This window comes from Pedobacter caeni, assembly GCF_900129215.1.
Classification (GTDB): Bacteria; Bacteroidota; Bacteroidia; order Sphingobacteriales; family Sphingobacteriaceae; genus Pedobacter; species Pedobacter caeni.
This window is the reverse complement of the sequence record NZ_FQUQ01000002.1, coordinates 426154-448851: the sequence shown is the minus strand read 5'-3', so window position 1 is coordinate 448851 and position 22698 is coordinate 426154. Positions and strand designations below refer to the sequence as shown.

Annotated in this window: 23 protein-coding genes; 12 read left to right on the top strand and 11 right to left on the bottom strand. The window is 40.9% G+C overall.

The annotated features are described in order from the left end of the window. The first annotated feature begins 24 nt into the window (after positions 1-24). The 4 genes from BUC20_RS09265 to BUC20_RS09250 all read left to right on the top strand — a co-directional run bounded on the left by BUC20_RS09265 (position 25) and on the right by BUC20_RS09250 (position 5629). Positions 25-2391: a TonB-dependent receptor gene (locus BUC20_RS09265; protein WP_073230230.1), complete on the top strand. Its 2367-nt coding sequence runs from the start codon at positions 25-27 to the stop codon at positions 2389-2391. Further along, positions 2388-3500, top strand: coding sequence for a PepSY-associated TM helix domain-containing protein (locus tag BUC20_RS09260; protein WP_073230228.1), 1113 nt, complete (start codon positions 2388-2390; stop codon positions 3498-3500). The genes BUC20_RS09265 and BUC20_RS09260 overlap by 4 nt, the downstream gene beginning before the upstream one ends. Positions 3501-3658: 158 nt before the next feature. Then, a complete protein-coding gene (locus tag BUC20_RS09255; RefSeq protein WP_073230226.1) occupies positions 3659-4861 on the top strand; it encodes a DUF763 domain-containing protein in 1203 nt (400 codons plus the stop codon). Between the two features lie 144 nt (positions 4862-5005). Then, positions 5006-5629, top strand: a complete 624-nt coding sequence (locus tag BUC20_RS09250; protein WP_073230224.1) for a phosphatase PAP2-related protein — start codon at positions 5006-5008, stop codon at positions 5627-5629. Between the two features lie 84 nt (positions 5630-5713). Here BUC20_RS09250 and BUC20_RS09245 read toward each other — a convergent pair whose 3' ends face one another. After that, on the bottom strand, positions 5714-6505 hold the full coding sequence (locus BUC20_RS09245; protein WP_073230222.1) for an EndoS/ChiA family endoglycosidase: 792 nt from the start codon (positions 6503-6505) through the stop codon (positions 5714-5716). Positions 6506-6746: 241 nt separating this feature from the next. On the opposite strand from BUC20_RS09245, the gene BUC20_RS09240 reads away from it, so the two are divergent. The 4 genes from BUC20_RS09240 (at position 6747) to BUC20_RS09225 (ending at position 9210) form a co-directional block, all read left to right on the top strand. After that, complete coding sequence (locus tag BUC20_RS09240; RefSeq protein WP_073230220.1) at positions 6747-7118, top strand: hypothetical protein; 372 nt, start codon at positions 6747-6749, stop codon at positions 7116-7118. A gap of 212 nt (positions 7119-7330) precedes the next feature. Continuing rightward, positions 7331-7768 (top strand): hypothetical protein, encoded by a 438-nt coding sequence (locus BUC20_RS09235; RefSeq protein ID WP_143166750.1) that lies wholly within the window; start codon positions 7331-7333, stop codon positions 7766-7768. After that, on the top strand, positions 7747-8535 hold the full coding sequence (locus BUC20_RS09230) for a sensor histidine kinase (RefSeq protein ID WP_073230216.1): 789 nt from the start codon (positions 7747-7749) through the stop codon (positions 8533-8535). The genes BUC20_RS09235 and BUC20_RS09230 overlap by 22 nt, the downstream gene beginning before the upstream one ends. Positions 8536-8538: 3 nt before the next feature. Further along, positions 8539-9210 (top strand): response regulator transcription factor, encoded by a 672-nt coding sequence (locus BUC20_RS09225; protein ID WP_073230214.1) that lies wholly within the window; start codon positions 8539-8541, stop codon positions 9208-9210. On the opposite strand, the gene BUC20_RS09220 is transcribed toward BUC20_RS09225, so the two are convergent. From BUC20_RS09220 to BUC20_RS09210, 3 genes are all read right to left on the bottom strand, one after another. After that, positions 9191-9733: a DinB family protein gene (locus BUC20_RS09220; RefSeq protein ID WP_073230212.1), complete on the bottom strand. Its 543-nt coding sequence runs from the start codon at positions 9731-9733 to the stop codon at positions 9191-9193. The two genes, BUC20_RS09225 and BUC20_RS09220, sit on opposite strands and share 20 nt — an antisense overlap. 3 nt (positions 9734-9736) lie before the next feature. Then, positions 9737-10255 carry a DinB family protein gene (locus tag BUC20_RS09215; RefSeq protein WP_073230210.1) on the bottom strand — a complete coding sequence of 173 codons (519 nt, stop codon included), beginning with the start codon at positions 10253-10255 and terminating at the stop codon, positions 9737-9739. 118 nt (positions 10256-10373) lie between these two features. After that, positions 10374-11042: an HAD family hydrolase gene (locus BUC20_RS09210; RefSeq protein WP_073230208.1), complete on the bottom strand. Its 669-nt coding sequence runs from the start codon at positions 11040-11042 to the stop codon at positions 10374-10376. Between the two features lie 141 nt (positions 11043-11183). Here BUC20_RS09210 and BUC20_RS09205 point away from each other — a divergent pair, with 141 nt between their 5' ends. After that, positions 11184-11663 (top strand): Lrp/AsnC family transcriptional regulator, encoded by a 480-nt coding sequence (locus BUC20_RS09205; RefSeq protein WP_073230206.1) that lies wholly within the window; start codon positions 11184-11186, stop codon positions 11661-11663. 11 nt (positions 11664-11674) lie between these two features. Next, on the top strand, positions 11675-12649 hold the full coding sequence (locus BUC20_RS09200; RefSeq protein ID WP_073230204.1) for an EamA family transporter: 975 nt from the start codon (positions 11675-11677) through the stop codon (positions 12647-12649). A gap of 75 nt (positions 12650-12724) precedes the next feature. Here the strand turns inward: BUC20_RS09200 and BUC20_RS09195 are convergent, their stop codons facing one another. The 4 genes from BUC20_RS09195 to BUC20_RS09175 all read right to left on the bottom strand — a co-directional run bounded on the left by BUC20_RS09195 (position 12725) and on the right by BUC20_RS09175 (position 16178). Continuing rightward, complete coding sequence (locus tag BUC20_RS09195) at positions 12725-13126, bottom strand: GreA/GreB family elongation factor (RefSeq protein ID WP_073230202.1); 402 nt, start codon at positions 13124-13126, stop codon at positions 12725-12727. Positions 13127-13725: 599 nt separating this feature from the next. After that, on the bottom strand, positions 13726-14808 hold the full coding sequence (locus tag BUC20_RS09185) for a winged helix DNA-binding domain-containing protein (protein ID WP_073230199.1): 1083 nt from the start codon (positions 14806-14808) through the stop codon (positions 13726-13728). A 3-nt stretch (positions 14809-14811) separates the two neighbouring features. Continuing rightward, the gene (locus tag BUC20_RS09180; RefSeq protein ID WP_073230197.1) at positions 14812-15273 is read right to left on the bottom strand and encodes a hypothetical protein; all 462 of its coding nucleotides are present in this window, start codon (positions 15271-15273) and stop codon (positions 14812-14814) included. Between the two features lie 254 nt (positions 15274-15527). Then, positions 15528-16178, bottom strand: coding sequence for a hypothetical protein (locus BUC20_RS09175; RefSeq protein WP_073230195.1), 651 nt, complete (start codon positions 16176-16178; stop codon positions 15528-15530). Positions 16179-16321: 143 nt separating this feature from the next. Here BUC20_RS09175 and BUC20_RS09170 point away from each other — a divergent pair, with 143 nt between their 5' ends. Further along, positions 16322-16651, top strand: a complete 330-nt coding sequence (locus tag BUC20_RS09170; protein WP_073230193.1) for a helix-turn-helix domain-containing protein — start codon at positions 16322-16324, stop codon at positions 16649-16651. Positions 16652-16755: 104 nt separating this feature from the next. Here BUC20_RS09170 and BUC20_RS09165 read toward each other — a convergent pair whose 3' ends face one another. Further along, the gene (locus BUC20_RS09165) at positions 16756-17808 is read right to left on the bottom strand and encodes an acyltransferase (RefSeq protein ID WP_159441080.1); all 1053 of its coding nucleotides are present in this window, start codon (positions 17806-17808) and stop codon (positions 16756-16758) included. A gap of 213 nt (positions 17809-18021) precedes the next feature. Here BUC20_RS09165 and BUC20_RS09160 point away from each other — a divergent pair, with 213 nt between their 5' ends. After that, positions 18022-19809: an alpha-L-fucosidase gene (locus BUC20_RS09160; RefSeq protein WP_073230189.1), complete on the top strand. Its 1788-nt coding sequence runs from the start codon at positions 18022-18024 to the stop codon at positions 19807-19809. Between the two features lie 60 nt (positions 19810-19869). Here BUC20_RS09160 and BUC20_RS09155 read toward each other — a convergent pair whose 3' ends face one another. Together BUC20_RS09155 and BUC20_RS09150 are read right to left on the bottom strand one after the other, a co-directional pair. Then, positions 19870-21111 carry an MFS transporter gene (locus BUC20_RS09155; protein ID WP_073230187.1) on the bottom strand — a complete coding sequence of 414 codons (1242 nt, stop codon included), beginning with the start codon at positions 21109-21111 and terminating at the stop codon, positions 19870-19872. Positions 21112-21313: 202 nt separating this feature from the next. Further along, complete coding sequence (locus BUC20_RS09150) at positions 21314-22648, bottom strand: c-type cytochrome domain-containing protein (protein WP_234994487.1); 1335 nt, start codon at positions 22646-22648, stop codon at positions 21314-21316. Positions 22649-22698: the final 50 nt, after the last annotated feature.

The following is a 22698-nucleotide window of genomic DNA, read 5'->3' as shown; positions in this document are numbered from 1 at the left end:
ATTTATAAAAAATCAATTGCAAAAATGAAAATCAAGGTTTTCTCCATTATATTTTTATTTCTCCTGAATGCCAAACTATTCGCGCAATCAGGCACAGGATCATTAACCGGTAACATCGTATCCTTCCAGGAAGAACCGATATCAGGTGCTACCATTCAATTTCAAAATACCGGAATCCGTACAAAAACAGATTCCAGAGGTAATTTTAGCCTTAAAGCTATTCCCGCCGGAACTTATGTATTGATCGTTTCCAATGTCGGGTATACCGCAACTAAGCAAAACCTGATCATCAGCGAAGGAAAAACCTCCATCATCAATCTGCAGCTTTCAAAAAGCAAACAAGAGCTACAGGAAGTTGTGATCAGCAGCATAAAGAACCCATATCAGGTTAAAAACTCCGGTAGTTCTACCCGAATGGATGTACCATTATTAAGTACCCCCCAATCTGTTCAGGTTGTTTCTTCCCAGGCGCTAAAAGACCGTCAGGCCTTCACTTTAAACGAGATTGCCGGCACCTTTACCGGGATGAAAGCGAACAATGGAAATGGTTCTTTCAATATGCGTGGATTTACGGCCTATTCTCCTACAGACGCCAGTTTTCTTTTGTACAATGGCATCAGAGGCAATCTCTTTTTATGGAGCCAGCAACCATTGTTATATAACGTAGAATCGGTAGAGCTTTTGAGAGGCCCTTCAGGTGCTTTATTTAGCGAAGGTGCTCCTGGTGGAGTGGTCAATTTCATCACAAAAAAACCAATGGTACAAAGTAGTTATGGTGTAGAATTATCTTTGGGCAGCTGGAATTTTCGCCGGGCATCCCTGGACCTGACCGGCCCGTTGTCTAAGAACAAAAAACTGCTTTATCGCGCCATTATCGGATACGACAAGTCGAAAAGCTTCCGTGACGACCAGAATAAGGAGAACATCTTTTTTGCTCCTTCCCTGACTTATCTGTTTTCAGATCAAACGGAGCTGAACCTCGAAGTTAATTATGCCTATCAAAAAACGGTACAACAATACGACAATGGGACTTTTATCCGAACCAGGCCCGATGGAACTTTTGACTTTAATTATTATCCGGATCATTTAACCGTTCAAAGTCCGACAGATTATGGAAAGACCCATAATTCATCAGCAACACTCACCTTTAACCATCGCTTCAATGATCGTTTAAAAATGACTGCAGTACAACGGATAGTCAACAATATTCTTGATTATACGGACCATATTCCGGTCGGAAAGATCAAAAATGACTCTATCAGCAGGGGTTACCAGGATTGGGAAACCAATCGTTTCAGCCTTCAAACTACCGCCTATTTAACTTATGAAGCGAAAACAGGACCGCTAAAACATCAATTGATTGGAGGTGCGGACTATAACAGATACGGATGGACTAAAAATGATTATCAATACAAACCGGCCAGCAGAATCTCTATTTTCAATCCCGATTACAGCAATGATCCGCCATCAGCTTCCATTAAAGCAGAAGAATCTGACGACAATAAACGGATTACCAATCTGGTAGGGCTGTATCTGCAGGACCAGATCAGTTTCGGAAAGCAACTAAAGGCTTTGCTTTCCCTGAGGTACGACTCCTACCGCGCAAAAGAAACTCCTTTATCGATAAGAGACAATAAGCAGGGCGATGAATTGCAGGCTTCAGGACTGATTCCAAGAGTTGGATTGGTTTATCTGCCGGCAGAAAACATATCCATTTACGGAACATACCTTAAATCATTCAATCCACAAACCTCCAATAATGTGCTCGCCGGTGGCCCCTTCCCTACCCGCAAAGCAACACAGTATGAAATCGGATATAAAGGTGATTTCTTTAATCAGCAATTATCCACAGCTGTTTCTCTTTATCAGATCAATTATGCCAATATCCTGGCCCCTGCACCTACAGAAGAAAATTCCCACCGTCAGGCTGCAATTGATGGAACCCGAAGCCGGGGGATAGAATTTACGGTAATGGGAACACTGCAAAACTTTAATGTGATTGCAGGATATGCCTACAATGACCATACGATTTTAAGTACCAGCGCTTTTGGAAAAAAAGGAGACCGCTTTAACAATGCACCTAAACATATGGCCAATGTATGGTTAAAATATAACCTGAGGACGGGTATGGTTAAAGGCCTTGGCCTTGCTGCAGGTTTGAGGTATGTGAGTGATCAGGTGGGCCTCATCAGTAATCAAAACTTTATCTTCCCGGAATACACCGTTCTTGATGCCGCCATCAATTACCGGAGAGGACGATACAACCTTCAGTTTAATGCCTATAACTTAACAGACAAACACTATTTCACGGGGAGCAGATCCGGCACCGTAACCGGTGGTTTAGGAGAGCCCTTCAACTACAGAATCGGCTTAAGCTATCAGATCAAATGAGAAAAGTAAATTTCACACGCGTGCTGGCATTCTCCTTACATAGCTGGCTGGGCTTAATTAGCGGTATATTTCTGCTTTTGCTGGGATTGAGTGGTTCTGCACTTGTATTTTTAAAGGAAACCGATCATTTTATCAATGCAGATCTGCTTCAGGTTAGCCCGACAGGCGAACCATTACCTTTGGATACCATTTACAGAAAGATTGGCCGGCAACATCCCAATTTAACCGGAATTGCCTGGTTAAATCCCAATGCAGCAAAGGAGGAAGCATACGAATTCCGTCTGTATCAGAATGATGGAAAAATCAGTACTTATGATTTAGGGATGATGAGTATCAATCCATATTCAGGCCGCATTCTGAGGGATGGCAACCTGAAGGATTTCAACCCAAGTTTCATGAATTGGATATTGCAGTTCCACTGGAGTTTCCAGCTTGGACTACCAGGCTTGTTGCTTGCTACCCTATTTGGTATTACCATGTTGTTATCCACGTTTACGGGCCTGATTATTTACAGAAAATACATCTGGAAAGTTTTCAGTTTTCAGGTAAAGATGAAATGGACAAACTGGAGAACCATCTCTTCTGACCTCCATAGGGTTGTTGGCGTATGGGCCTTGTTTTTTAATGTGGTCATTTTCTTTACCGGATTCTGGATGAACAAGTTCTCTTTTGATACTTCGTACTGGAAAAAGCAAACTGTTTCTGCTCCTGCAAATGTGCTGGCTGATCAATCTGCAGATCAGATGTTTCAGACTGCCCGTAATGCGATGCCTGACCTGATTCCACAAAACGTTTACTTACCAACACAAGCCGAAAAGTCTTTCCGCCTGAGTGGACCATTAAAAGACCAGTCTCCCTTCTTTTATAGCGGCAATACTGTTTCCATCAATCCGGTAACAGGAAAGGTCAGCAAAATGGAAAGGTTAACAGATAAAGGATTTATGGAAAAGGTAGAAGCAACTTTTTTCCCTTTACATGTAGGGAATTTTGGCGGTATTCCTGTTAAAGTTTTGTATGTGATTATCGGCCTTTTACCTGGCTTGCTTTCCATTACAGGAGCTTTACTTTGGTGGAGAAAAGTAAAAAAACGATACAATTGGGCTAATTAAATATTTTGGCATAATTCATGTATAGATAGCAGAAATTAAGATAAAGATATTTAAGAGAAAACCGTTTCATACAGGTTTATATTTGGTTAGAAAAGGGATGTGTCTGGATGGAACATCCCTTTCTTGTTTACCATCTTTTTTTACTAAATTTGTTAGTAATGAAATCCTCCGGAACCGCTGATTTACCATTACATTATGGTTATGTACCCAAATGGCTTGCAGAACGCATGGCACGTTTAGGACTTGCCATTACTGAGGCCATCATCGCTGAATATGGTACTGCTGAAGTGCTGCGCCGGTTGAGCGATCCGTTTTGGTTTCAAAGTTTGGGTTCAGTGATGGGTATGGACTGGCATTCGTCGGGGATCACCACTTCTGTTATGGGCGCTTTAAAGGGAGCCATCAATCCACGCAGCAAAGAACTGGGGATTTATATCTGCGGAGGAAAGGGACTGAAATCCAGGCAAACTCCGAATGAATTGTTAAACCTTGCTGAGCGGACCGGCCTGGATGGAAAAGAACTGGTGAGGTGCAGCAGGCTTAGTGCAAAAGTAGACAATACCGCAATTCAGGATGGTTTTCAGTTGTATACCCATAATTTCATTGTCAATTCGGAGGGTCTGTGGACAGTAGTACAACAAGGAATGCGGAATGACAGTGCGACTGCCCGAAGGTACCATTGGCATTCTTCTGCCCTGCCTTCTTTTGTAGAAGAACCCCATACCGGCATTTGCGGTATTAACCAGGGACAGATCTTAAATCTGGTGGCAAAGGAAGCCCGTTCTTCCCGTAACTCCATGTTATCCATGACTACTGAAAGCCCTGACCGCATCATCAGAGAAGCCAGAAAGCTCATCATGCCCAATCGACATGAACTGAAGTCAAAGGATGTGGACCTTAAACGTCTGGGTGCGATGTTATGGCTGACACAGGAGAAACGTCCTGCAGATTTTGAGGAATTATTGCTGTTGGAAGGTATGGGGCCCAGAACTTTACAATCATTAGCCCTGGTCTCTGAAGTCATATACGGAACGCCTTCCCGCTTTACCGATCCTGCACGTTTTTCCTTTGCCCATGGAGGGAAAGATGGCCATCCTTTTCCTGTACCCCTGAAAGTCTATGACGAAACCATTCAGGTACTGGGAAAAGCCATCCAACAAGCCAAAATAGGTCAGTCAGATAAACAACAAGCCATCTTTAAATTAGGGGAACTGGCAAGGAAAGCGGAAGAAAACTTTATTCCAAATGACAATTTTGAAGCGCTCTTGCAAAAAGAGCGGGATGATTCCTGGAAGTATGGAGGTAAAACAGTGTTCGGTGATGCTAAACCTGCTTTAGAAACTCAACTCAGTCTCTTTTAACTTTCGTAGGTATTAAATTACTTGTTTAAACATCTTTATTTTTTCATCTAATAATTGATATTTCTTAGTCAGGATATTCTTTTATAGGGGATTAATTCCGTTATTTGTTTGATTCAATTTTAGAATTACCAACAAAACATTTTAATGCAGTTTAAACAATTCTCCTGGCAAATTGCCTGGGATTACCCACCATTCAGACTTAAATTTATACTGGGAATCTTTATTCTTGCATTGATTCTGATTTTTATCCCCCATTTCTTCTCTTATGTGGAGAACAGAGAAAAAGGAATTACACTTAACGATTGGTTGTTAGGCAAAATTCCGGCAATAGATGTTTCCTTATACATATTTATTGTGCTCTATGGCATGTCCATATTCTTTCTGATACGCATGTCCAGGAATACCTCCATTTGTCTGACTGCATTATGGGCTTATATATTTCTTTGCGCAGCAAGGATCATCACCATTTCGATTGTTCCGCTTCATCCGCCTAAAGACCTCATTGAATTAATAGATCCCTGTTCTGTGGTTTTCTACGGCTCCAATGTAATCACCAAAGACCTCTTCTTTTCCGGACATACTGCTACGGTCTTTCTGGGTGCCTTATGCCTGGAAAATAAACGGGAGAAAGCGATTGCTTTTATTGCCTCCGGAATTATTGGGGTACTGCTACTGATTCAGCATGTACATTATACAGCCGATGTGCTTGCAGCACCATTCTTTAGCTGGATATGCTGGTATTTCGGAAAATCAATAGAGAAGCTTTAGAGATTTTTAAGAATGAAGTAAACGGAGGCAAATCATTGGATCTACCCCGTTCACGTGCCTGAGAGCATACTTTACGTTCATTTACTAGGAGGTTAACTCCCTGTATTTTAATGTTTTTATCAATCCATTTGTATAGTGAAAATCTTTATCAATATTGATGTTAAAAAGCATCATCCCTCCTTTTAAGCCGTTATCAGGTTGCCATTTAGTCAACTGAATTGCTTCTGCCAATGAAGTGGCCTGATGAAGTCCGGGTTGTACACCAAACAGTAATTTTTTACTGCTCACCAGTCCGGCATACAATTCAAATTGATTGATCATCGTTTCCAACTCCCAGAAATACCCCATCAAGGCGACATAATCAAACAAAGCATTACATTGCTTTAACAACTGCTCATCGGCATAATACTGATAGGTAACATAACTCATCGTCTTTCCTGTTTTGGATCTTGGTCCAAAATATTTAGACAACTGCCATACCACTTCAATAAATGTTTCATTAGGAATATCGCCGCCCATCTCAGGGTCAATATCAATCCCATCCAGGCCCCATGTATTCACCACCAGGTCATAGACATCTGCTGCAAATCCAGCCGGATCACTGATGGTATTCCAGGAGATTTGCGGGTTAGGGCTGCTGATGATCGAAGCCAGAACTTTAACACCTCTGTTTTGCTGTACCCTTACGCCTGCAAGAATACTGGCCCAGGTAATTCCGTTACTGGTGAGGTAAAGGTGCTGTAAGGTATGTTTAGGGTCCAGGTTGATCAGGAACAAATTGATGACGTCTATCCCATTTGGAAGCTCCTCTATGATCATTTTCTGATTCGCATAACCAAGCCAATAAGTAACAAAAAGAGGATCAGGGGCTTTCATATATCAATTAAAAGATTAAAAATGATACATAAAGTTCATCAATTGACAACAACCATATATGCGCTTGATTACCTGAAAATAAAAACAGGTATTTATACCCGTATAAATAACGAGATCGTAACAAATATAAATACCGGGCAAATAATTAATCAGCGTTACAAAAAATGTTTATTTTAGATTAACCAATCTGAGAGGTTCTTTCAGGCTATCAAATTAAATTATCCAACTTAAAACAAAAATTATGGAACATCACGCATCCAAACACGACAAAAGTATTTTCGAGATTCCGCTTACCGAAGCGGAACGACTGACTAAAGCATGGGCAGCTCGTCACAATTTCATCAAAGCTTATCTAATTGACGCACAAGAGCTCAAAGACATGATAGACGAAAGGGGAGCGAGTTATGTACGCGTTTATTTTGGATGGGATAATGAAATGGAAAAAGGCAGGGAACAAAGACTGATTATGGTACCTGCAAATGAATATGGTAACGATATGATCAATGAAGAGGCTAATCGGGCGCAAGATGCAGTAGAAAACAGCAATATCTTCGATTTTACGATGCCTTGTCCTCCTACCTGCTCTCCTGAAGGTCCTCTAAACCAGCTATAGGCATGGCATCCAATCTGCAAAAATTTTATTTATACTTTTCAATGGGCATTGTTTTTTGCCCATTGATTCTTGCTCTTATTAAGGTCAGATCCTATTCTAAGGAGTTAAAACTAATCACCCTGTACCTTTTATCGATTGCAGTTATTGGAATTTACAGCGCTTATTTATGGAAGAATTTACAAAATAATCTTCCTGTACTTCATATATATACCATGATTGAATTTACAACGATCATGCTATTTTATCAGTATATTTTTAAAGACTACATTGCTAAATCCCGGTTTTGGATCTTAATTGCGGTATTTCTTATTTTTTGTCTCCTTAATGCAACGTATATTCAAAAATGGACCATATTCAATACCTATCCACGAACACTGGAAAGCATTATTGTGATCGGTTCCTCCCTTTATTATTATTACAAGATCACAAAACAAAGTCTTTATATACAAATTGAAAAAAGCCCGGTCTTCTGGATCAATACTGCTTTTTTTATCTACTTCTCCGGAAGTTTCCTCCTATTTACAGTTAGTAATTATATCTTACCTTACAGCTTCGAATTCAATATGATGGTCTGGCAATTTCATGCCTTTCTTTCTATTATAAAAGATATTTTAATCTTTATTGGCTTATGGCAGTACAGGAAAGCATAGACATTTATTTTTTTCTATTCACAGGAATGCTCATTATGTTTCTCCTGAGTGCTGCAGTTGTGGTCCTCTTTTTTGTATACCAGAAGAAATTTTACAATCAACAGGTCAAACTAAAGGAAACCGAAGCGGATTATCAGCAAAAGCTAACCCGCAACAACATTGAAAAGATCGAAGAAGAAAGACGGAGGGTAGCAAAAGACCTTCATGATGAGGTGGGTAGCATATTCTCCACGCTGGGTATGAAGATCATACAATTCGAAAAAAAACACAATGCCAGTTCAGGGAGTATTGAACTGATCAAAGAGAGTAAACTTTTAGTGGACAAGGGCATCATGAGCGTGAGAAGAATTTCACACAACATGATTCCAAATGAGTTGGAAATGTTCGGTATTGCTGCTGCCATAGAAGAGTTATGCTTTCAGATAGAAGGCTCTGATGGCCTGGAAGTTGATTTTGACAGTCAGGGTCTTGATAAATGTGGAAATGCGGAAATAGAACTCGCTCTTTACCGGATTACTCAGGAATTGATCAGCAATACGGTGAAACATGCAGCTGCACAAAAAGTAGAAATCCAGCTGATCTGTAATAATGGTGATGTCAGTTATGATTATAAAGATGATGGCATAGGCTTTGATAACCAGCAGGTACGCAGGGGGCTTGGGATGCACAACATTACCAACCGGGTGGAAATGAATGGTGGCCATCTCAGCTACCACACTACAGGAAAGGGTTTTGGAGTTTCCATATACTTTCCTGTTAAAATATAATATATGAACAGATTGATAAGAATAGCAGTTACCGATGATCAGGTAATGTTCAGGGAATGCCTGGTAAATAACATTAAAAGTTTCGGGAACATGGAGGTCATGTTCGAAGCAGGAAATGGATTAGAATTACTCAGTGCCATGAACGACTGCGGTGAATTTAAGCCAGACATTGTACTCATGGACCTGAACATGCCTGAAATGAATGGAATGGAAGCCACCAGGAAATTAAAAGCTTCATTTCCTGATGTAAGGGTAATCGTGTTATCTGTACATGGGGAAGAGAAACACATCACCAGAATGATTCAACAAGGTGTAAATGGCTATATCGCCAAGAATTCAGAATTAAGTGAACTTAAGAATGCAATAGAAACCACCTTTCACAATGGTTTCTATTTTAATGAAATGGTATTAAAGACATTGCAGTCGGGCAAACTGCTCAACAAAGCAAATGTCAGGGGCTTCGATGCAGGTTCCTCACTCACCCAGCGGGAAAAGGAAATCCTCACCCTGATTTGTCAGGAGCTTACCACTGCCGAAATTGCGGAGCAGCTCTCGATCAGCCTGCGGACAGTGGATGGGCATAGAAATAATTTACTGGTAAAAACCGGTGCTAAAAATGTAGCAGGCCTTGTTGTTTTCGCTTTTAAAAATAAAATTATTGATGCCGATTTATAGTGCTGCCCTCAACAATAGGGTTTAGTGTTCCATAAATATTTTTCAACTGATGTAAATGTCGCTGGCTATGGTAGATGACAAAGTAGATGGCTTCCCATCGGGTAAAATAGCCATATCCGGGTAACTCGAATGCAGTACAGGTCCTGGTCAGATCTAAAGTACGGATCACTTCTGTCAATTTACTTTTCACCATTTCCATATCACTGATCAGGGTATTTTTATCGTAGTCTATGGCTTTGGGTAAGACAAAATCTGGCGCTTGCATTTTTGTTCTGAAGTTTAAAAAGTCGGATTTTACAAGTTCGACCTTCTGATCCGCAGGCCGGTTAGTCTCGCTCTCCGGCCCGTTTAATATTTCCAAAAAGCCTGAATTCGATATATTTAGGTGTCGCGCAACCTGCCCGGCTGTCCAACTGCCTTCAAAAGGAAACTTATTGATTTCTTCCTGACTAAAAGTGGAAAGCACTGCTGACCATTCTGTCAGCGTTGCTTTCAGTTCTTCAACTATTTTCTGCTGGTCCATATTTTATTTTTTTTCGCCTTCCATTGGATACCTCATGGCTTTATAACCCAGCAAACGACGCCAAAGGCCAATTTGCCCTATACAATAGGATTCCCGGTGAATAATAAAGAACACCCAATCAAAGAAGGTCATTTCTCCATCCGGCATTGGGATGGTGCTGTCCAGCTTCTCCTGATTCACATTTAGCAACGCAGCTTTTAACAGCGGAGAAATGCGCTCCCAATCTTCTTTGAAGCTTGCCAGTGCCGGATAAGTCAGCTCATCCTGAACCCCCTTATGCCCTTCAAATAATGCTGCCGCCTTTTGTTGCTGATCAATGCCCAAAGCATTGGCCAGGTCAAACCGTTCCTGTACCAGGCTGCCCGTTAGCCAGGCGATGTGATTTGCTTTCGTATTCAGTCTGTTATGCGCATCCTGTTCTGAGATGTTTTCGATTACATTGGCAAACAGTGCAGTATGCAGGTCATACAGCAACATAAACCCTTCGATGAATGCTTTTTTATCTGTTTTTAGCTCTTCCATTTTGTTAGATTTTGAGATTCAAACTATAATTTGATTAGCAATACCTAAGTTAAGGCTAAATCCAGGTCTTAAGGGGTGCTGTAAATGTCAATCCTAGGGGGCATTCAAGACAAAACAATTAAGCCACAAACTGATCACTCAACAGATAATTTTTGGCTTCCTTCAAATCAGGAAATAATTTGTCGGCTATCTGGAGTGCTTCATGTTGTTCCGTATTACTTTGAATTGCAAAACACCGGATTCCTGCAGCTTTCGCTGCTTTTACGCCATTGATGGTGTCTTCAAAAACAATACAGTTTTCTTTAGGCAAACTGAGCAATTCACAGCATTTGTTATAGCTCTCCGGGTCAGGTTTATTATTGACCACCTCTGATCTGGTGATGATCATTTTAAAGTATTTGCTTAAACCATTTCTTTCAAAGATTGCCTCCACATCTTCCCGGGGACTGGAGGTTACAATTGCCAGAATCAATTCCTGTTCATGAAAAAACCGGATGACCTCCAATGCAAAGGGCATCAGATTTACATCTTTGGTTTTTAACCTTTCCAGGGTAAGCGCCTCTCTTCTCTTCACTACTTCCGGTAACGAGGCATCAATTGCATACTTTTCAAGTAAATTTTTCGCGTTGACAGGTAAAGGGATTCCGGCATAATTCTTCAGCCAATCGGGATAAGTTAACCGGACATTATATTCTTCAAGGATCTCATTCCAACATTCATAATGGAAATATTCGGAATCAATCAGTGTCCCGTCTAAATCAAATAAAAGTGCCTTTATGTTCTTCATTTGTTTTTTCTCCTAATATATCCCTTTTATTTTTTGTTACTGAGTTAAAAAGAAAAACCATCAAATCAGATAAAAGAGAATTATAATCATATTTTTAAATATAATTTTGAATATTATTCTGAATTTATATAAATTTATAGAATGATAGTCGAAAGCAACATTAATTTAGATAAGATTGACCTGGCCATTTTAAGGTTAATGCAGGAAAATTCCAGAATCTCGAATGTTCAGATGGCCAAAGAACTGGAGATGGCGCCCTCCGGGGTTTTGGAGCGGGTAAAAAAGCTCGAGCAAAAAAATGTAATTACACAATATACAGCAAGAATCAACCCTGCGGCTGTTGACCTGAAACTGTTGGCATTCATCTCCATGAAAGCCTCTCATAGTTTAGGCTGTACGGATACGGCGAATGCACTGGCAAAGATCGAAGAGGTACAGGAAGTACATATCATTGCAGGCGACGACTGTTATCTTGTCAAGGTCAGGACTACAGATTCTGCTTCCCTGATGGCTTTAATGCGCAATTCATTTAGTAAAATCCCCAACATACTTTCCATCCGAACTACCATTGTACTGGAAACAGTAAAAGAAGCACAACAATTGGTTATCCCTGAAAAATAATCCCCAAAATCATGGCACATGTAAATAAAACAGCCTCCCCCCTTCTTGTCTACCTGGCTTTTGCTACGGTATATATTGTATGGGGCTCTACTTACTTTTTTATCCAGAAAGCCCTTGCAGGCTTCCCACCCTTTATCCTGGGTACGTTTCGATTCCTGGTTGCCGGAGCTTTGCTCATGTCATGGTGTCGTTTTAAAGGGGAGAAAATATTCGATAAGAAAAACATAAAATACGCGGCAATCAGTGGGTTTTTAATGCTTGGTCTTGGAAATGGGATCGTCATCTGGGTAGAACAGTTTATTCCAAGCGGGCTCGTAGCGATCATGGTGGCATCAGCAGCCATCTGGTTTGTCATTTTAGATAAACCCAAATGGAAAGAAAACCTAAGCAGCAAGTCTACCATAGCAGGTTTGATTATTGGTTTTGTCGGAGTTATTCTCCTATTTGCCGAACAGCTATTGCACGCAATGAATACCAATCAAAGCAATATGCAGGTTTTAGGAATGACTTTACTGATCATTGGTCCGATTGCCTGGGCCGGAGGCTCTCTGTTTTCTAAATACAAATCCGATCCTGAGAGTTCAGTGGCCGTAAATACGGCATGGCAAATGATTGCGGCCGGAATTGCATTTATACCAGGCAGTCTGCTGGGCGCTGAGTTTAAAGGTTTTGACTGGAGTAACATTCCATTAGATGCCTGGTTGTCTATCGGCTACCTGATCCTATTTGGTTCCATCGCAGCCTTTAGTGCATACGTATGGCTATTGAGTGTCCGTCCTGCAACACAAGTGAGTACTTATGCTTATGTGAACCCTGTAGTAGCTGTATTGCTCGCCGTTTGCTTTACCAATGAAAAAGTAACCTTCATTCAGATTTTAGGATTGATTGTGATCCTTGCGAGTGTACTTCTGATTAATCTGGTAAAATATAGAAATAACGCAAAAGTCAAATCAGGAAATCCGGAATTACAGATATCTAAAGGTTAAACGCAATCTTTGAAACCCTTCAAAAGATAAAAAATGCTGTTCAGGATCCGATCCTGAACAGCATTGAAATATTGCTTAATTAAGTTTTGTCACTTCTTCTATCTGGTAAGCCTTGATTCCATCAGGCATCTCCCATTGTAGTTTAGCTCCTTTAACATAACCCAACATGGCCACACCTATTGGCGACAAGATGGAAAGGGTCTTGTGTTTATCTCTTGCCTTTCCCGGAGCAACAAGCTTATAGGTGAATTCATTACCTGATTCCAATTCTTTTACGCGGACACATCTGTCAACCGTAACGACATCTTCCGGCAATTCTTTTCTTAATACCTGTCTTGCATAGCGAAGTTCCAGCTTCAACTTTTCTTCATTGAATTTGCTTAGTTTCCTTCTTCGGATATGGTCTTTTAATAAATCAAAAATTCCTGTTGATAAAATAATCGGGGTATTGTCTATTTTTAATGAGGTCGTATTCATGTATGTATGGATTAAATGAGTCAAATAATTTGATTAATCTGCAGCCCCAGTCTGAAACTCAACTGGGGCCAAATCATCAAAATCCCGGCTCCTCCTGATCAGTTTTTTCATTGGAATATATTTGTTTTTTTTCGGGTTATTTATTGATTTTGATATTCCTCTTCCATTTCATCAATAGCGATTGAGCTTCCATTAACACGATAAAAAGGGCTGCAGAAAGGCCAATCCATATTGGTTTCAACATTAAGACAGTGAGCATTAAAACACAAATGTTTAGCAACGAAAGAAACACCAGAACAGCCCCAAAAAGGGATGTCATGCCCGGTTTTTTCATCATAAAAAAGCAAAAAGATAAAAAGGAAAAGAAATTAAGGTAATCATCCCCAGGCCTTCAGAGAGGCTGGGGCTTAATTAATAAAGTCCTTACTACTTTTGAGAAAAGAATCTCCCAGGCGGTATTGCAGGGAGAGGAAACGGCAGAACATAGCGATAGCAATCCGCAATTGTGTTGCGAACTGATTGTTACCTATATTTAGCTGCCTGATAGAATTCATTAAGGCAAAGATAGCCCAAATGCCCGGATATAAAAAATACAGGGCTCAACCCGGATTAATGATATCCGGCTTTTTATCGAGAAATGCAGCAAACTGTACCGCAGCTTTCCTGGTCAGGTCTAAAATCTTATTGGTGACAGGGTTAAAGAACTGGTACTCAAAGCGCACTTTATCCTTTTTGATGGTGCGCTTCCATAAGCCTTTTACCTGTCCATTTACTACGATAACCGGATGAAAAATTCCATTAATGGTAAAAGCTTTCGGATGGTGTTCCAGAGGAAAGCCAGCCGTTCTGTCTTTATAACTGATCAGAAATTCATCAAAAGCCGGCAATAAATGCACCGAAGAGCTCTGTGGAACGATACCTGAAAAATGTATTGGAAACCAGTATTGCTGGCTGGCAATGGTTTCTGCGATGAAATCAGGTTGAATCATCTCCAATGCCCGTTTTGCTGCTGTTACAGAAAGGCCGGACCACCAGATAAAATCATTCAGCGTTGCCGGGCAATGGCTCGAAAAATACTTAAAAGCCAATTTAGCCAGTGCTTCATCCCTGCTGAGTGCTGCAGGTCTGGGAACACGGTCTCCCAGGATCGCATAAGTCTGGTTCTTATCTCTTTTTATTCCACTACACAAAATACCTTCCAGCTCCGCAAAAAAAATAAGGTGAGACAAACGGTCTTTACCAGTGCTCACGTTATTTTTCTCCATCTCGAGATACAACTCTTCCCGGCTGAGGTACTTATTATTGGCAAAAGCAGCTTCTATGACCTGATTGCTTTTCAGACAAACCTCCGGACTTAGGCCCAGTTCTTTAAATCTGGATTTAGATTTCACCATCACATGGGCGGCAGTGAGGTCCAGCATCCACCAGATGTCTTCTGCGGCCACAAAATGCCATGTTGGCCGGAGCAAATGCGTTCTCAGAATTGTGCCATGATCAATTCCCTCCTGAACCATTTTCTCTGTCAGACCAGGCGTTCTTAAACCAATTCCCCAGGTAGCCATTGCATAATCCTGGGCTTGTACAGCACCCATCCAGGACACCAGATCCTTAGCCTGATTAAAGCTCCCTGACTCGATCTGCTGATTAATTAACCTGATATTGGAAATATCTGCCGGATTCATCCTCTAATCTTTCAATTTTATATATTTTTCAATGATCTCTCTATCCACTCCGATCTTTTCGTCCTTTTCCATTCCACGCTGAATCAACGTATCCTGCTTCAGGGTTACCGTAAATGTGAAAGTCTTATTTTCCCATTCTCTGTAATTGCAATACTCCAGGTATTCTGTATATACATTGCCTTTTAAGGTATATTTCCCTCCTCCCGCAACAAATATGGGAGTTGTATCTTTTCCCATCTTCAGGTCATGATTAAGGAAAGCAAAGTGGGTGTCATTAATGATTTTGATTTGTTTCTGGCCCTTACGGTAATCTGTAAAAGTAGTGTCGCCTTTCTGGATGGTAATTCCTGATACCAGGTGCCATGTTCCTTTAATCGGAACATCTTTAGCCTGACTTTCATTAAGGGATTTTAACGCCGGAATCAAAGCCGTAGTTAACAGCAGCATACTAATTTTCAAATTCATTTGGGTTGATTTTAGGGTTTTAAACTATTCCCTAAAATATCAAAAATACTTTTCAGATGTGCTATTATTTTCATCAGAATATATTTGTTTTTTTGGGGTTATTTATTGATTTTGAAATGTTCTCAAAAGCGGGTAAACCCGGTTTAGCGGCTATGAAGCTATCATAAGCATATCCATTGCTGTTTTTAAAAGGTATGCCTATGACGGTTTCATTTGGAACGCTCTTGCTTCCCGTGTTAATGGGCTATGAAGTGTTATATTGCCAGATAAACAAATCCTTTATCCTTGTGCTTATATTTTTTCAGTACAGCAGGTCCGGACACCAACACATATTCATTCAACACCTGGGCTACAAATTCAGCTTTGATTAAATGTCCTCCCCGTTTGCGACATTCCCTGAAAATATCAAATGGCCCCCGTTCTACATTTGTGAAAAATCCCTCAGAGCGCAAGCCTTCCATTTCCGTTTGACAAAGCTTCAAAAGGTATAACTTCTCCCGCTCCGTATATTTCTTTAAGGGATCTTCTTCATTGATCATATATAATAATTCAACAGCATCATCTTCCCTAAGCTGAAACACTTCATATTGAATATAGTCCCCCTTTAAGCTTTGCCGGGACAACAACCTCACTTCATTACCATTTCCTTTCACACTTCTAAAAAATTCGGCAGGTCTGCAATCAAATATTTTAGCCATTACAGACACATCACCCAACCACAACTCCTTATTGGTTTTAAAAGCTTCACGTTCCCCGATAAAGCTATTGCCCCTACCGATTAAAAAGGAAAGCTCTTCCTGAGATAAACCCGCAGCAATCCTTTTGATCTGAATGAAATAGATCAGGTCAAATGTCATAAAGCTAAGTTTTAGCCCTTTTTCTTTTGTTTTAACACTAATTATCATAATTTCTCGTTTTAATTAACCAAAAGTAGAAATAATGGCTTTATTATTTCGGTTGTATAATGTTGTAATTAACAATTATAGGGGTTGTATTATACAATTAGTTTATTCAAGCAATAAAATAATTTAAAAAACAAGTAAACATCATGACTAAGAAACCTCATTTGGGAAAGAATGTAAGCCGCATCCGTAGAGCAAATAACATGAAGCAAGAAACATTAGCGAGAGCGCTGGGAATAAGTCAGCAAGCCGTATCTAAAATGGAACAGAGGCCTGTTATCGGAGATGATTTGTTAAATAAAATCGCCAAGATTCTAATGGTGTCACCCAATGTTCTAAAAATCCATAATCAGGAATTTATCATCGACAAGATCACCAAGCGCAACAAACAGAATTACAGTTTCAAAAAGTTGATTGGTTTGACGATCAGACTCATCATCAGAATAATTAAAAAGCTCTTCAAAGGAAATCAATAATTAAGGAAGTTCCTTCGATCAGAATATAAACTGTAGCAAAAAGTTTTACCGGTCGAAGGAGCTCACCGCTGAAGGAGCCCATAAAAAACACCCGGAAAAAGGAGTTACATTACTAATTTTCGCGTCAGCCTGAACTTAGCGAGGCACCATACGACTCCGAAAGCGATGATCAGCGTAAGTACACAGGATACCAGCACATTTAAACCTGGATGCAGCTCAAAATGAACAGCTATATATCTGAAAATAACCCCTATAAAGAAATAATGAATCAGGAAGATTCCAAAAGAATAATGAGCAATGGTATTGATGATCTTTAGGAATGTCCCTTCTTTAAACTCCAGACCTTCCACCAGTAAGAACACCCCTACGGCCTCCAAAAGAACATTTGGTGAACAATAGTACCATACCATTTCAATATTAGGAATCGAAAAGGGAACACTGATGGTCAGGTAATAAGTAATGCCATATCCGGCTAAAAACAGCAGAGCACCTGTCCAACGTTTAGCTTTATTGCTCCATCCCGGCAGATAGGTATACAGGTAATGGCCCATTAACAGATATCCTATAAAACCAGACAAGTAATAAAAAGAATGAAACTCATTCCAGTCACAAACCCCGAAAGCCAGACCTGTCAGGAATTTCAGGTAAGGAATAAAAGTGGAAAAAATAAAAATTGCCAGTACCATTTCCAGTTCTCTTTTTGTCGCTTTAACCACCCATGGGGATATGATGGGAATGATCAGGTACAATCCGACCAGCATGTACAGATACCAAAGGTGTGGAGAAGCATCTCCAAAACTCAATGGAAGCTTCAGGACATCCATCAATAGCTTATCCAGGGCTTTATGATTCAGTACCAATCCATCAAAAAGAACATACGCTACCCCCCAAAAAAGCAAAGCAGGGATAATTCGCCATAAACGTTTCCTGTAAAACTCCAAAGTGCCCAACTTAGAAGGCAATAACAACACTCCCGAGATCAGTACAAACAAAGGAACGGCAAAACGGTATAGAGAACCAATATAAGTTCCCCATTCAAAATTGAAATTCCCATCCTGATTAAGAATAATACAGTCATTGGCATGAGCTACAATCACCATAAATACGGCAATCACCTTTAATAAATCAAGCCAGTTAATCTTTACCTTATTCTTCATACGATCCATTTCCATTATCAGCAATCCTTCCATTCTATACCTTCTAACACTTTTGGGAGGATAAACCTAAACCATTTAAGGCAAACTACCAAGGATTGCCTGTAAATGTGAATATCTTGCCAAAAAAGCTTAATGATTAGCTATAAGGATAGAACAATAAAAATTCATGCCACCTAACTTAGTAACCGGCTAACCAATAAGCACTAATAGGATATGAAACACTTCAAAAAAATCAGCATCTGTTTCTTTTTATGGATTTTCAGTGGTCACATTTCATTTGCACAAGATATCGACAGATGGGATAAAGAGGCGACTGAAAAAAACAACCCCAATACACTCTGGTTCAAAAACGCCAAATTTGGGATGTTTATTCATTGGGGATTGTACTCAAAACTGGCAGGGGTATGGAAAGACAAGGATTATTATGGCAGTGGGGAATGGTTGATGAACCAGGCTAAAATCCCCGCAGCAGAATATGCAAAAGTTGCCTCCACCTTTAATCCGGTTCAGTTCAATGCTCAGGAATGGGCCGACCTCGCCAAAGATGCTGGAATCCGTTACATGGTCATTACGGCGAAACATCATGAAGGGTTTGCCATGTATGATTCCAAAGTAAGTGATTTCAATATTGTAAAAGCTTCTCCCTATGGCAAGGATCCGATGAAAGCACTGGCAAATGCCACCAGAAAAAATGGCATTCAGTTCGGGTTTTATTATTCTCAGTTTTTAGACTGGCATGAACCCAATGGTGGCGGAAACAAATGGGATTTCAAGGAAGCAGACAAGGATTATCTAAAATATTACAAAGAAAAATCGATCCCCCAGTTAAAGGAGCTGTTAACCAATTACGGCAATCTTGGTATTGTCTGGTTTGATATGCCTGGTGGGCTAAATAAACAACAAACACAGGAACTCGTAGATGAAATGCATGCCCTTCAGCCTAAAAGTTTGTTCAGCAGCCGCGTCGGACAAGGGCTGGGTGACTACCGGACTTTTGGGGATTCAGAAGTCCCTGCAACTCCGATTAAGGGTGCCTGGGAGTCGATCTATACCCATAATGATTCCTGGGGATACATCAGTCATGATATGAATTTCAAATCTCCGCGGGAGATCATTCATCTATTGGCAAATGTAGCTTCAAAGGGCGGAAACCTGATGCTCAATGTAGGCCCCGATGGAGAAGGAAAAATCCCTTATTATTCGGAGAAATTCCTCAGGGAAACCGGTGTATGGTTAAAGGCTAACGGAGAGAGCATTTATGAAAGCACTTATGGATTAATCCCCGCACAACCCTGGGGTGTGAGTACCTCCAAACCCGGAAAACTATTTCTTCATGTGTTACAGCCTTCAGGAAACGGCAAAATCGAAGTACCAGGAGTAAACAGCAAGATCACAAAGGTTTACCGGCTCACTGATAAAGTACCCTTAAAATATTCATTGAAAGACCAGGTGCTCCTGATTGATATGCCGCTTTCAGCTGATCCTCACAATACGGTAATTGCAGTGGAGTATCAGGGAACATTGAATGATGGTTATTTAAACAATATCCCAACAGTTTCTGCTCAATATGACAACAATACGCTGGAGGTAATCAACGCTAAAACCAGTGGTGCCGCAAAGGTCGAAACCCTCACTTACAGTCATTATTTCGGAGATTGGAAACATACCCCCTGTATTGTTAAAATGACCAGACCTGATGACCAGGCTGAATTTAAATTCAACATTACAACACCCGGGGATTACAAAGTATCATTAGAATATTCCTGTCCGGAGGAAAGTTCAAAACAGGAAGGGCTGATGGAATTCAACCACAAAGCATATCAATTCCTGACTTTGAGAACTTCGGAATTCAACTCCGGGAAACCTCTGTTGTTCATTAAACATCCTGTAGCCATAGTATCAGTAGCCAAAGCAGGAATTTATACCATAAAGTTAAGGCCAGAAACGAATGGTAAAGAGTTGTTCAAATTAAAATCTGTCATTTTACAGCCAGTTCTGTGATAAAAAACTTTGTGATCAGGCAGCAACAGCACCTGATCACAAAGTTTTAAATTCAGGAGATTAATCTTCCACAAAGTCCAGGTCTTTATGATGTGTTTCAGGAATGGTTTTAATACAGTAAAATCCGATTGCAAAACAGATCAGGCCGACGATCCCTGCGGCGTACAGTTCCATCACCTGTGGTTTTAAAAAAGTGTAAAATGTGGTCATCAGCACCACAGTGCCCCTTACCATATTCGGAATGGTGGTTGCAGCAGTTGCACGTACATTCGTACCAAACTGTTCTGCACCGATGGTGACAAACATTGCCCAATATCCAATTCCAAACCCTGTCCAGAGGCACATGAGGTATAAACCTGTTGAAGTCTGAATTCCGGCATATAAGAAGATCAGCGTTCCGATGGCTGCGAACAGCATCAATAAAGCTACTGCCTTACGACGGGATTCCAGCCAGTAGCTCAACAGGCCGCTCACCAGGTCGCCTGCTGCGAGGCCTACATAACACCACATCACGGCCAGGCCTGGTTTGATCACTTCAGTGATGTGCAGTGCTTTTCCAATCTCATTGCTAAAGGTGGCCAGAATACCGATTACAAACCAGGTAGGAAGCCCTACTCCAATACATTTCAGGTATAAGATCAACCGGCTTTTTTTTGTAAAAAAAGAAAAGAAGTTTCCTTTACTCAATTGTTCTTTGGCCTTCATCGCATGAAACATTCCTGATTCAAATACCCCAATCCTTAAGAACAACAAGAGAATTCCCATTCCTCCGCCAATAAAGTAAGCATTTCTCCAGCTAAACAATTCTACAGTAAAATAACCAACCACAGCACCGAGAACACCCACTCCGGCCACCAGCGATGTACCCAGCGCCCTTAGGCGTTTCGGCAGGCTCTCGGATACCAGGGTAATCCCCGCTCCCAGTTCTCCTGCAAGGCCCACCCCGGCAATAAAGCGCAAAATCTTATAAATAAACACATCATGTACAAAGCCGCAGGCAAAATTTGCAATGGAATAGGTAATGATCGAACCGAAAAGTACAGAAAGCCGGCCTTTTTTATCACCCAGAACACCCCACAATACACCTCCAAGCAATAAACCTGTCATCTGCCAGTTGAGGATACTTGCGCCTTCTATGGAACGGGCAGCTTCATCAAGCCCCAGTTCAGTTAAACTGGGAATCCGTACAATCCCAAACAAAAGGAGGTCATAGATGTCGACAAAATAGCCCAGGGAAGCTACAATCACTGGTGCGCTCAGCAAATATGCCAGTGCACTCTTTTCTTTGGGTAAGGTGGTCATTTATAAAAACAGGTTTTAGCAGATGAATTCTATTTCTAAAATAGTGATTCCATTCTGATATGGTGCTAATACCCAATATTTTTGTCTGTTTATTTTAGCAGGATCTTCCTGAACCATAAACCCTTTACCGTAAATCACCTGTTTACTGTAAATCATCTGAGATACGACCTCAGCTAATGCTTAGTAAAATCTCCTGAAGAAGTTAAGAAGTAACTGGTGGTTTTACTTCAGTGGTATCCTTTGCAAAGGTAGGCACCTGGTATCCTCCAAAATCAAGAACTGCTTTTGGGAACAACTTCTTCAACCCCTGTTCCTCCGTTTTATTTACCGCAGACTGGTACAAATAAACCTGCTGAAGTTCTTTTAAGCCTTTCAGGCCAATTAACCCTTTAGCCGTCACTTTCGTGCCTGTGAGGTTTAGATATTGTAAGCTGCTTATTGTTTTCAACCGGGAGAGTCCCTGATCGGTAATTCCGGTTTGTGTTAAATTGATCCTGACCAGATTTTTAAGTCCTGCGATCACTTCCATTCCTTTATCGTCAATACTCGTATTGGCCAGATTTAACCAGATCAGCTGGCTGTTCAAAGACTTCAACAGCGTTAATAAGTTGGCAGAAGGCTTAGCTGTTACAAAGCTTACTGATAAATAATTGCTGTTGTTCGTTACCGGAATCACCACCACTCCGGCGGCTTTCAGATCAGCGATCACCTTAGCATCAGCCTTGCCTACTTCCTGAGCAGGGATCTCTAAAATCTTATCTGCAGCCTTCTTTGCCCCTGTCTGAAAGCTCAGCAATACAGGTTTGATCTTTTCATTTTGTTTCAGGTCCTGTACTTTTTTATTGATATCTGCCCCCTCTTTGATCCACCATTCCAATAAAGCCAGCTCCTGAGCAGAAAGCTGGGGCTTTTCTTTTGGCGGCATGTGATCCTCATTGCTGATGGGCAATAACAATCTTTTGATCAATGCACTTTCCTCCGCACTTCCAGGTACCAGAGCCTTTCCCTCTTCACCCCCTTTCAGCATAAACTCCCTGCTGTCGAGACGAAGTTTTCCTTTCTGTTTCTCGCTGCCATGGCAACTATAACAACGGTTTTTCAATAAGGGTTGCACCATATGTGTGTAGACCATTGCCTGCTGTACGTTTACTACCGGAGGAATTGCTGAGGCCCCTTTTTCAGGACTATCTGTTAATGCTGAGGTCAGGTAATCCGATCCATGGGTCAAAGAACCACCATAATGTCCCGTCAGCGTAATCAACAGCAATAATCCTGTTGCCGAGAGGTTTAAAATCAGTTCCCGAACCGCTTTCTGAACCATCAAATAGGAAACCAGGGAAAAAACCGCAGTGCTGATTCCCAGCCATTGGTGAATCCCTACCAGGTTGCCATCATAATCGCCACTTTGGGATAAAAGATAGCCACTCAGACAAGAAAATACAGCTCCAAAGAAACCAAGAAGATAAGTCAATGGGATAGCCCCTTTAATTCCTGAGAACTTAGGGTACCTGCTGAGCAGCTGAAACAAGCAGCCCATTAATAAAATTCCTATCGGAAGGTGTACCAATATGGGATGAAACCTCCCGA

What these genes read in the sequence shown, in the direction of transcription:
- BUC20_RS09160 (WP_073230189.1), top strand. Translation starts at nt 18,022, where the DNA reads ATGAAACACTTCAAAAAAATCAGCATCTGTTTCTTTTTATGGATTTTC.
- BUC20_RS09215 (WP_073230210.1), bottom strand. Translation starts at nt 10,255, where the DNA reads ATGGAAGAGCTAAAAACAGATAAAAAAGCATTCATCGAAGGGTTTATG.
- BUC20_RS09175 (WP_073230195.1), bottom strand. Translation starts at nt 16,178, where the DNA reads ATGATAATTAGTGTTAAAACAAAAGAAAAAGGGCTAAAACTTAGCTTT.
- BUC20_RS09195 (WP_073230202.1), bottom strand. Translation starts at nt 13,126, where the DNA reads ATGAATACGACCTCATTAAAAATAGACAATACCCCGATTATTTTATCA.
- BUC20_RS09185 (WP_073230199.1), bottom strand. Translation starts at nt 14,808, where the DNA reads ATGAATCCGGCAGATATTTCCAATATCAGGTTAATTAATCAGCAGATC.
- BUC20_RS09170 (WP_073230193.1), top strand. Translation starts at nt 16,322, where the DNA reads ATGACTAAGAAACCTCATTTGGGAAAGAATGTAAGCCGCATCCGTAGA.
- BUC20_RS09210 (WP_073230208.1), bottom strand. Translation starts at nt 11,042, where the DNA reads ATGAAGAACATAAAGGCACTTTTATTTGATTTAGACGGGACACTGATT.
- BUC20_RS09180 (WP_073230197.1), bottom strand. Translation starts at nt 15,273, where the DNA reads ATGAATTTGAAAATTAGTATGCTGCTGTTAACTACGGCTTTGATTCCG.
- BUC20_RS09205 (WP_073230206.1), top strand. Translation starts at nt 11,184, where the DNA reads ATGATAGTCGAAAGCAACATTAATTTAGATAAGATTGACCTGGCCATT.
- BUC20_RS09225 (WP_073230214.1), top strand. Translation starts at nt 8,539, where the DNA reads ATGAACAGATTGATAAGAATAGCAGTTACCGATGATCAGGTAATGTTC.
- BUC20_RS09200 (WP_073230204.1), top strand. Translation starts at nt 11,675, where the DNA reads ATGGCACATGTAAATAAAACAGCCTCCCCCCTTCTTGTCTACCTGGCT.
- BUC20_RS09165 (WP_159441080.1), bottom strand. Translation starts at nt 17,808, where the DNA reads ATGAAGAATAAGGTAAAGATTAACTGGCTTGATTTATTAAAGGTGATT.
- BUC20_RS09230 (WP_073230216.1), top strand. Translation starts at nt 7,747, where the DNA reads ATGGCAGTACAGGAAAGCATAGACATTTATTTTTTTCTATTCACAGGA.
- BUC20_RS09220 (WP_073230212.1), bottom strand. Translation starts at nt 9,733, where the DNA reads ATGGACCAGCAGAAAATAGTTGAAGAACTGAAAGCAACGCTGACAGAA.
- BUC20_RS09150 (WP_234994487.1), bottom strand. Translation starts at nt 22,648, where the DNA reads ATGGGCTGCTTGTTTCAGCTGCTCAGCAGGTACCCTAAGTTCTCAGGA.
- BUC20_RS09255 (WP_073230226.1), top strand. Translation starts at nt 3,659, where the DNA reads ATGAAATCCTCCGGAACCGCTGATTTACCATTACATTATGGTTATGTA.
- BUC20_RS09155 (WP_073230187.1), bottom strand. Translation starts at nt 21,111, where the DNA reads ATGACCACCTTACCCAAAGAAAAGAGTGCACTGGCATATTTGCTGAGC.
- BUC20_RS09265 (WP_073230230.1), top strand. Translation starts at nt 25, where the DNA reads ATGAAAATCAAGGTTTTCTCCATTATATTTTTATTTCTCCTGAATGCC.
- BUC20_RS09240 (WP_073230220.1), top strand. Translation starts at nt 6,747, where the DNA reads ATGGAACATCACGCATCCAAACACGACAAAAGTATTTTCGAGATTCCG.
- BUC20_RS09235 (WP_143166750.1), top strand. Translation starts at nt 7,331, where the DNA reads ATGATTGAATTTACAACGATCATGCTATTTTATCAGTATATTTTTAAA.
- BUC20_RS09245 (WP_073230222.1), bottom strand. Translation starts at nt 6,505, where the DNA reads ATGAAAGCCCCTGATCCTCTTTTTGTTACTTATTGGCTTGGTTATGCG.
- BUC20_RS09260 (WP_073230228.1), top strand. Translation starts at nt 2,388, where the DNA reads ATGAGAAAAGTAAATTTCACACGCGTGCTGGCATTCTCCTTACATAGC.
- BUC20_RS09250 (WP_073230224.1), top strand. Translation starts at nt 5,006, where the DNA reads ATGCAGTTTAAACAATTCTCCTGGCAAATTGCCTGGGATTACCCACCA.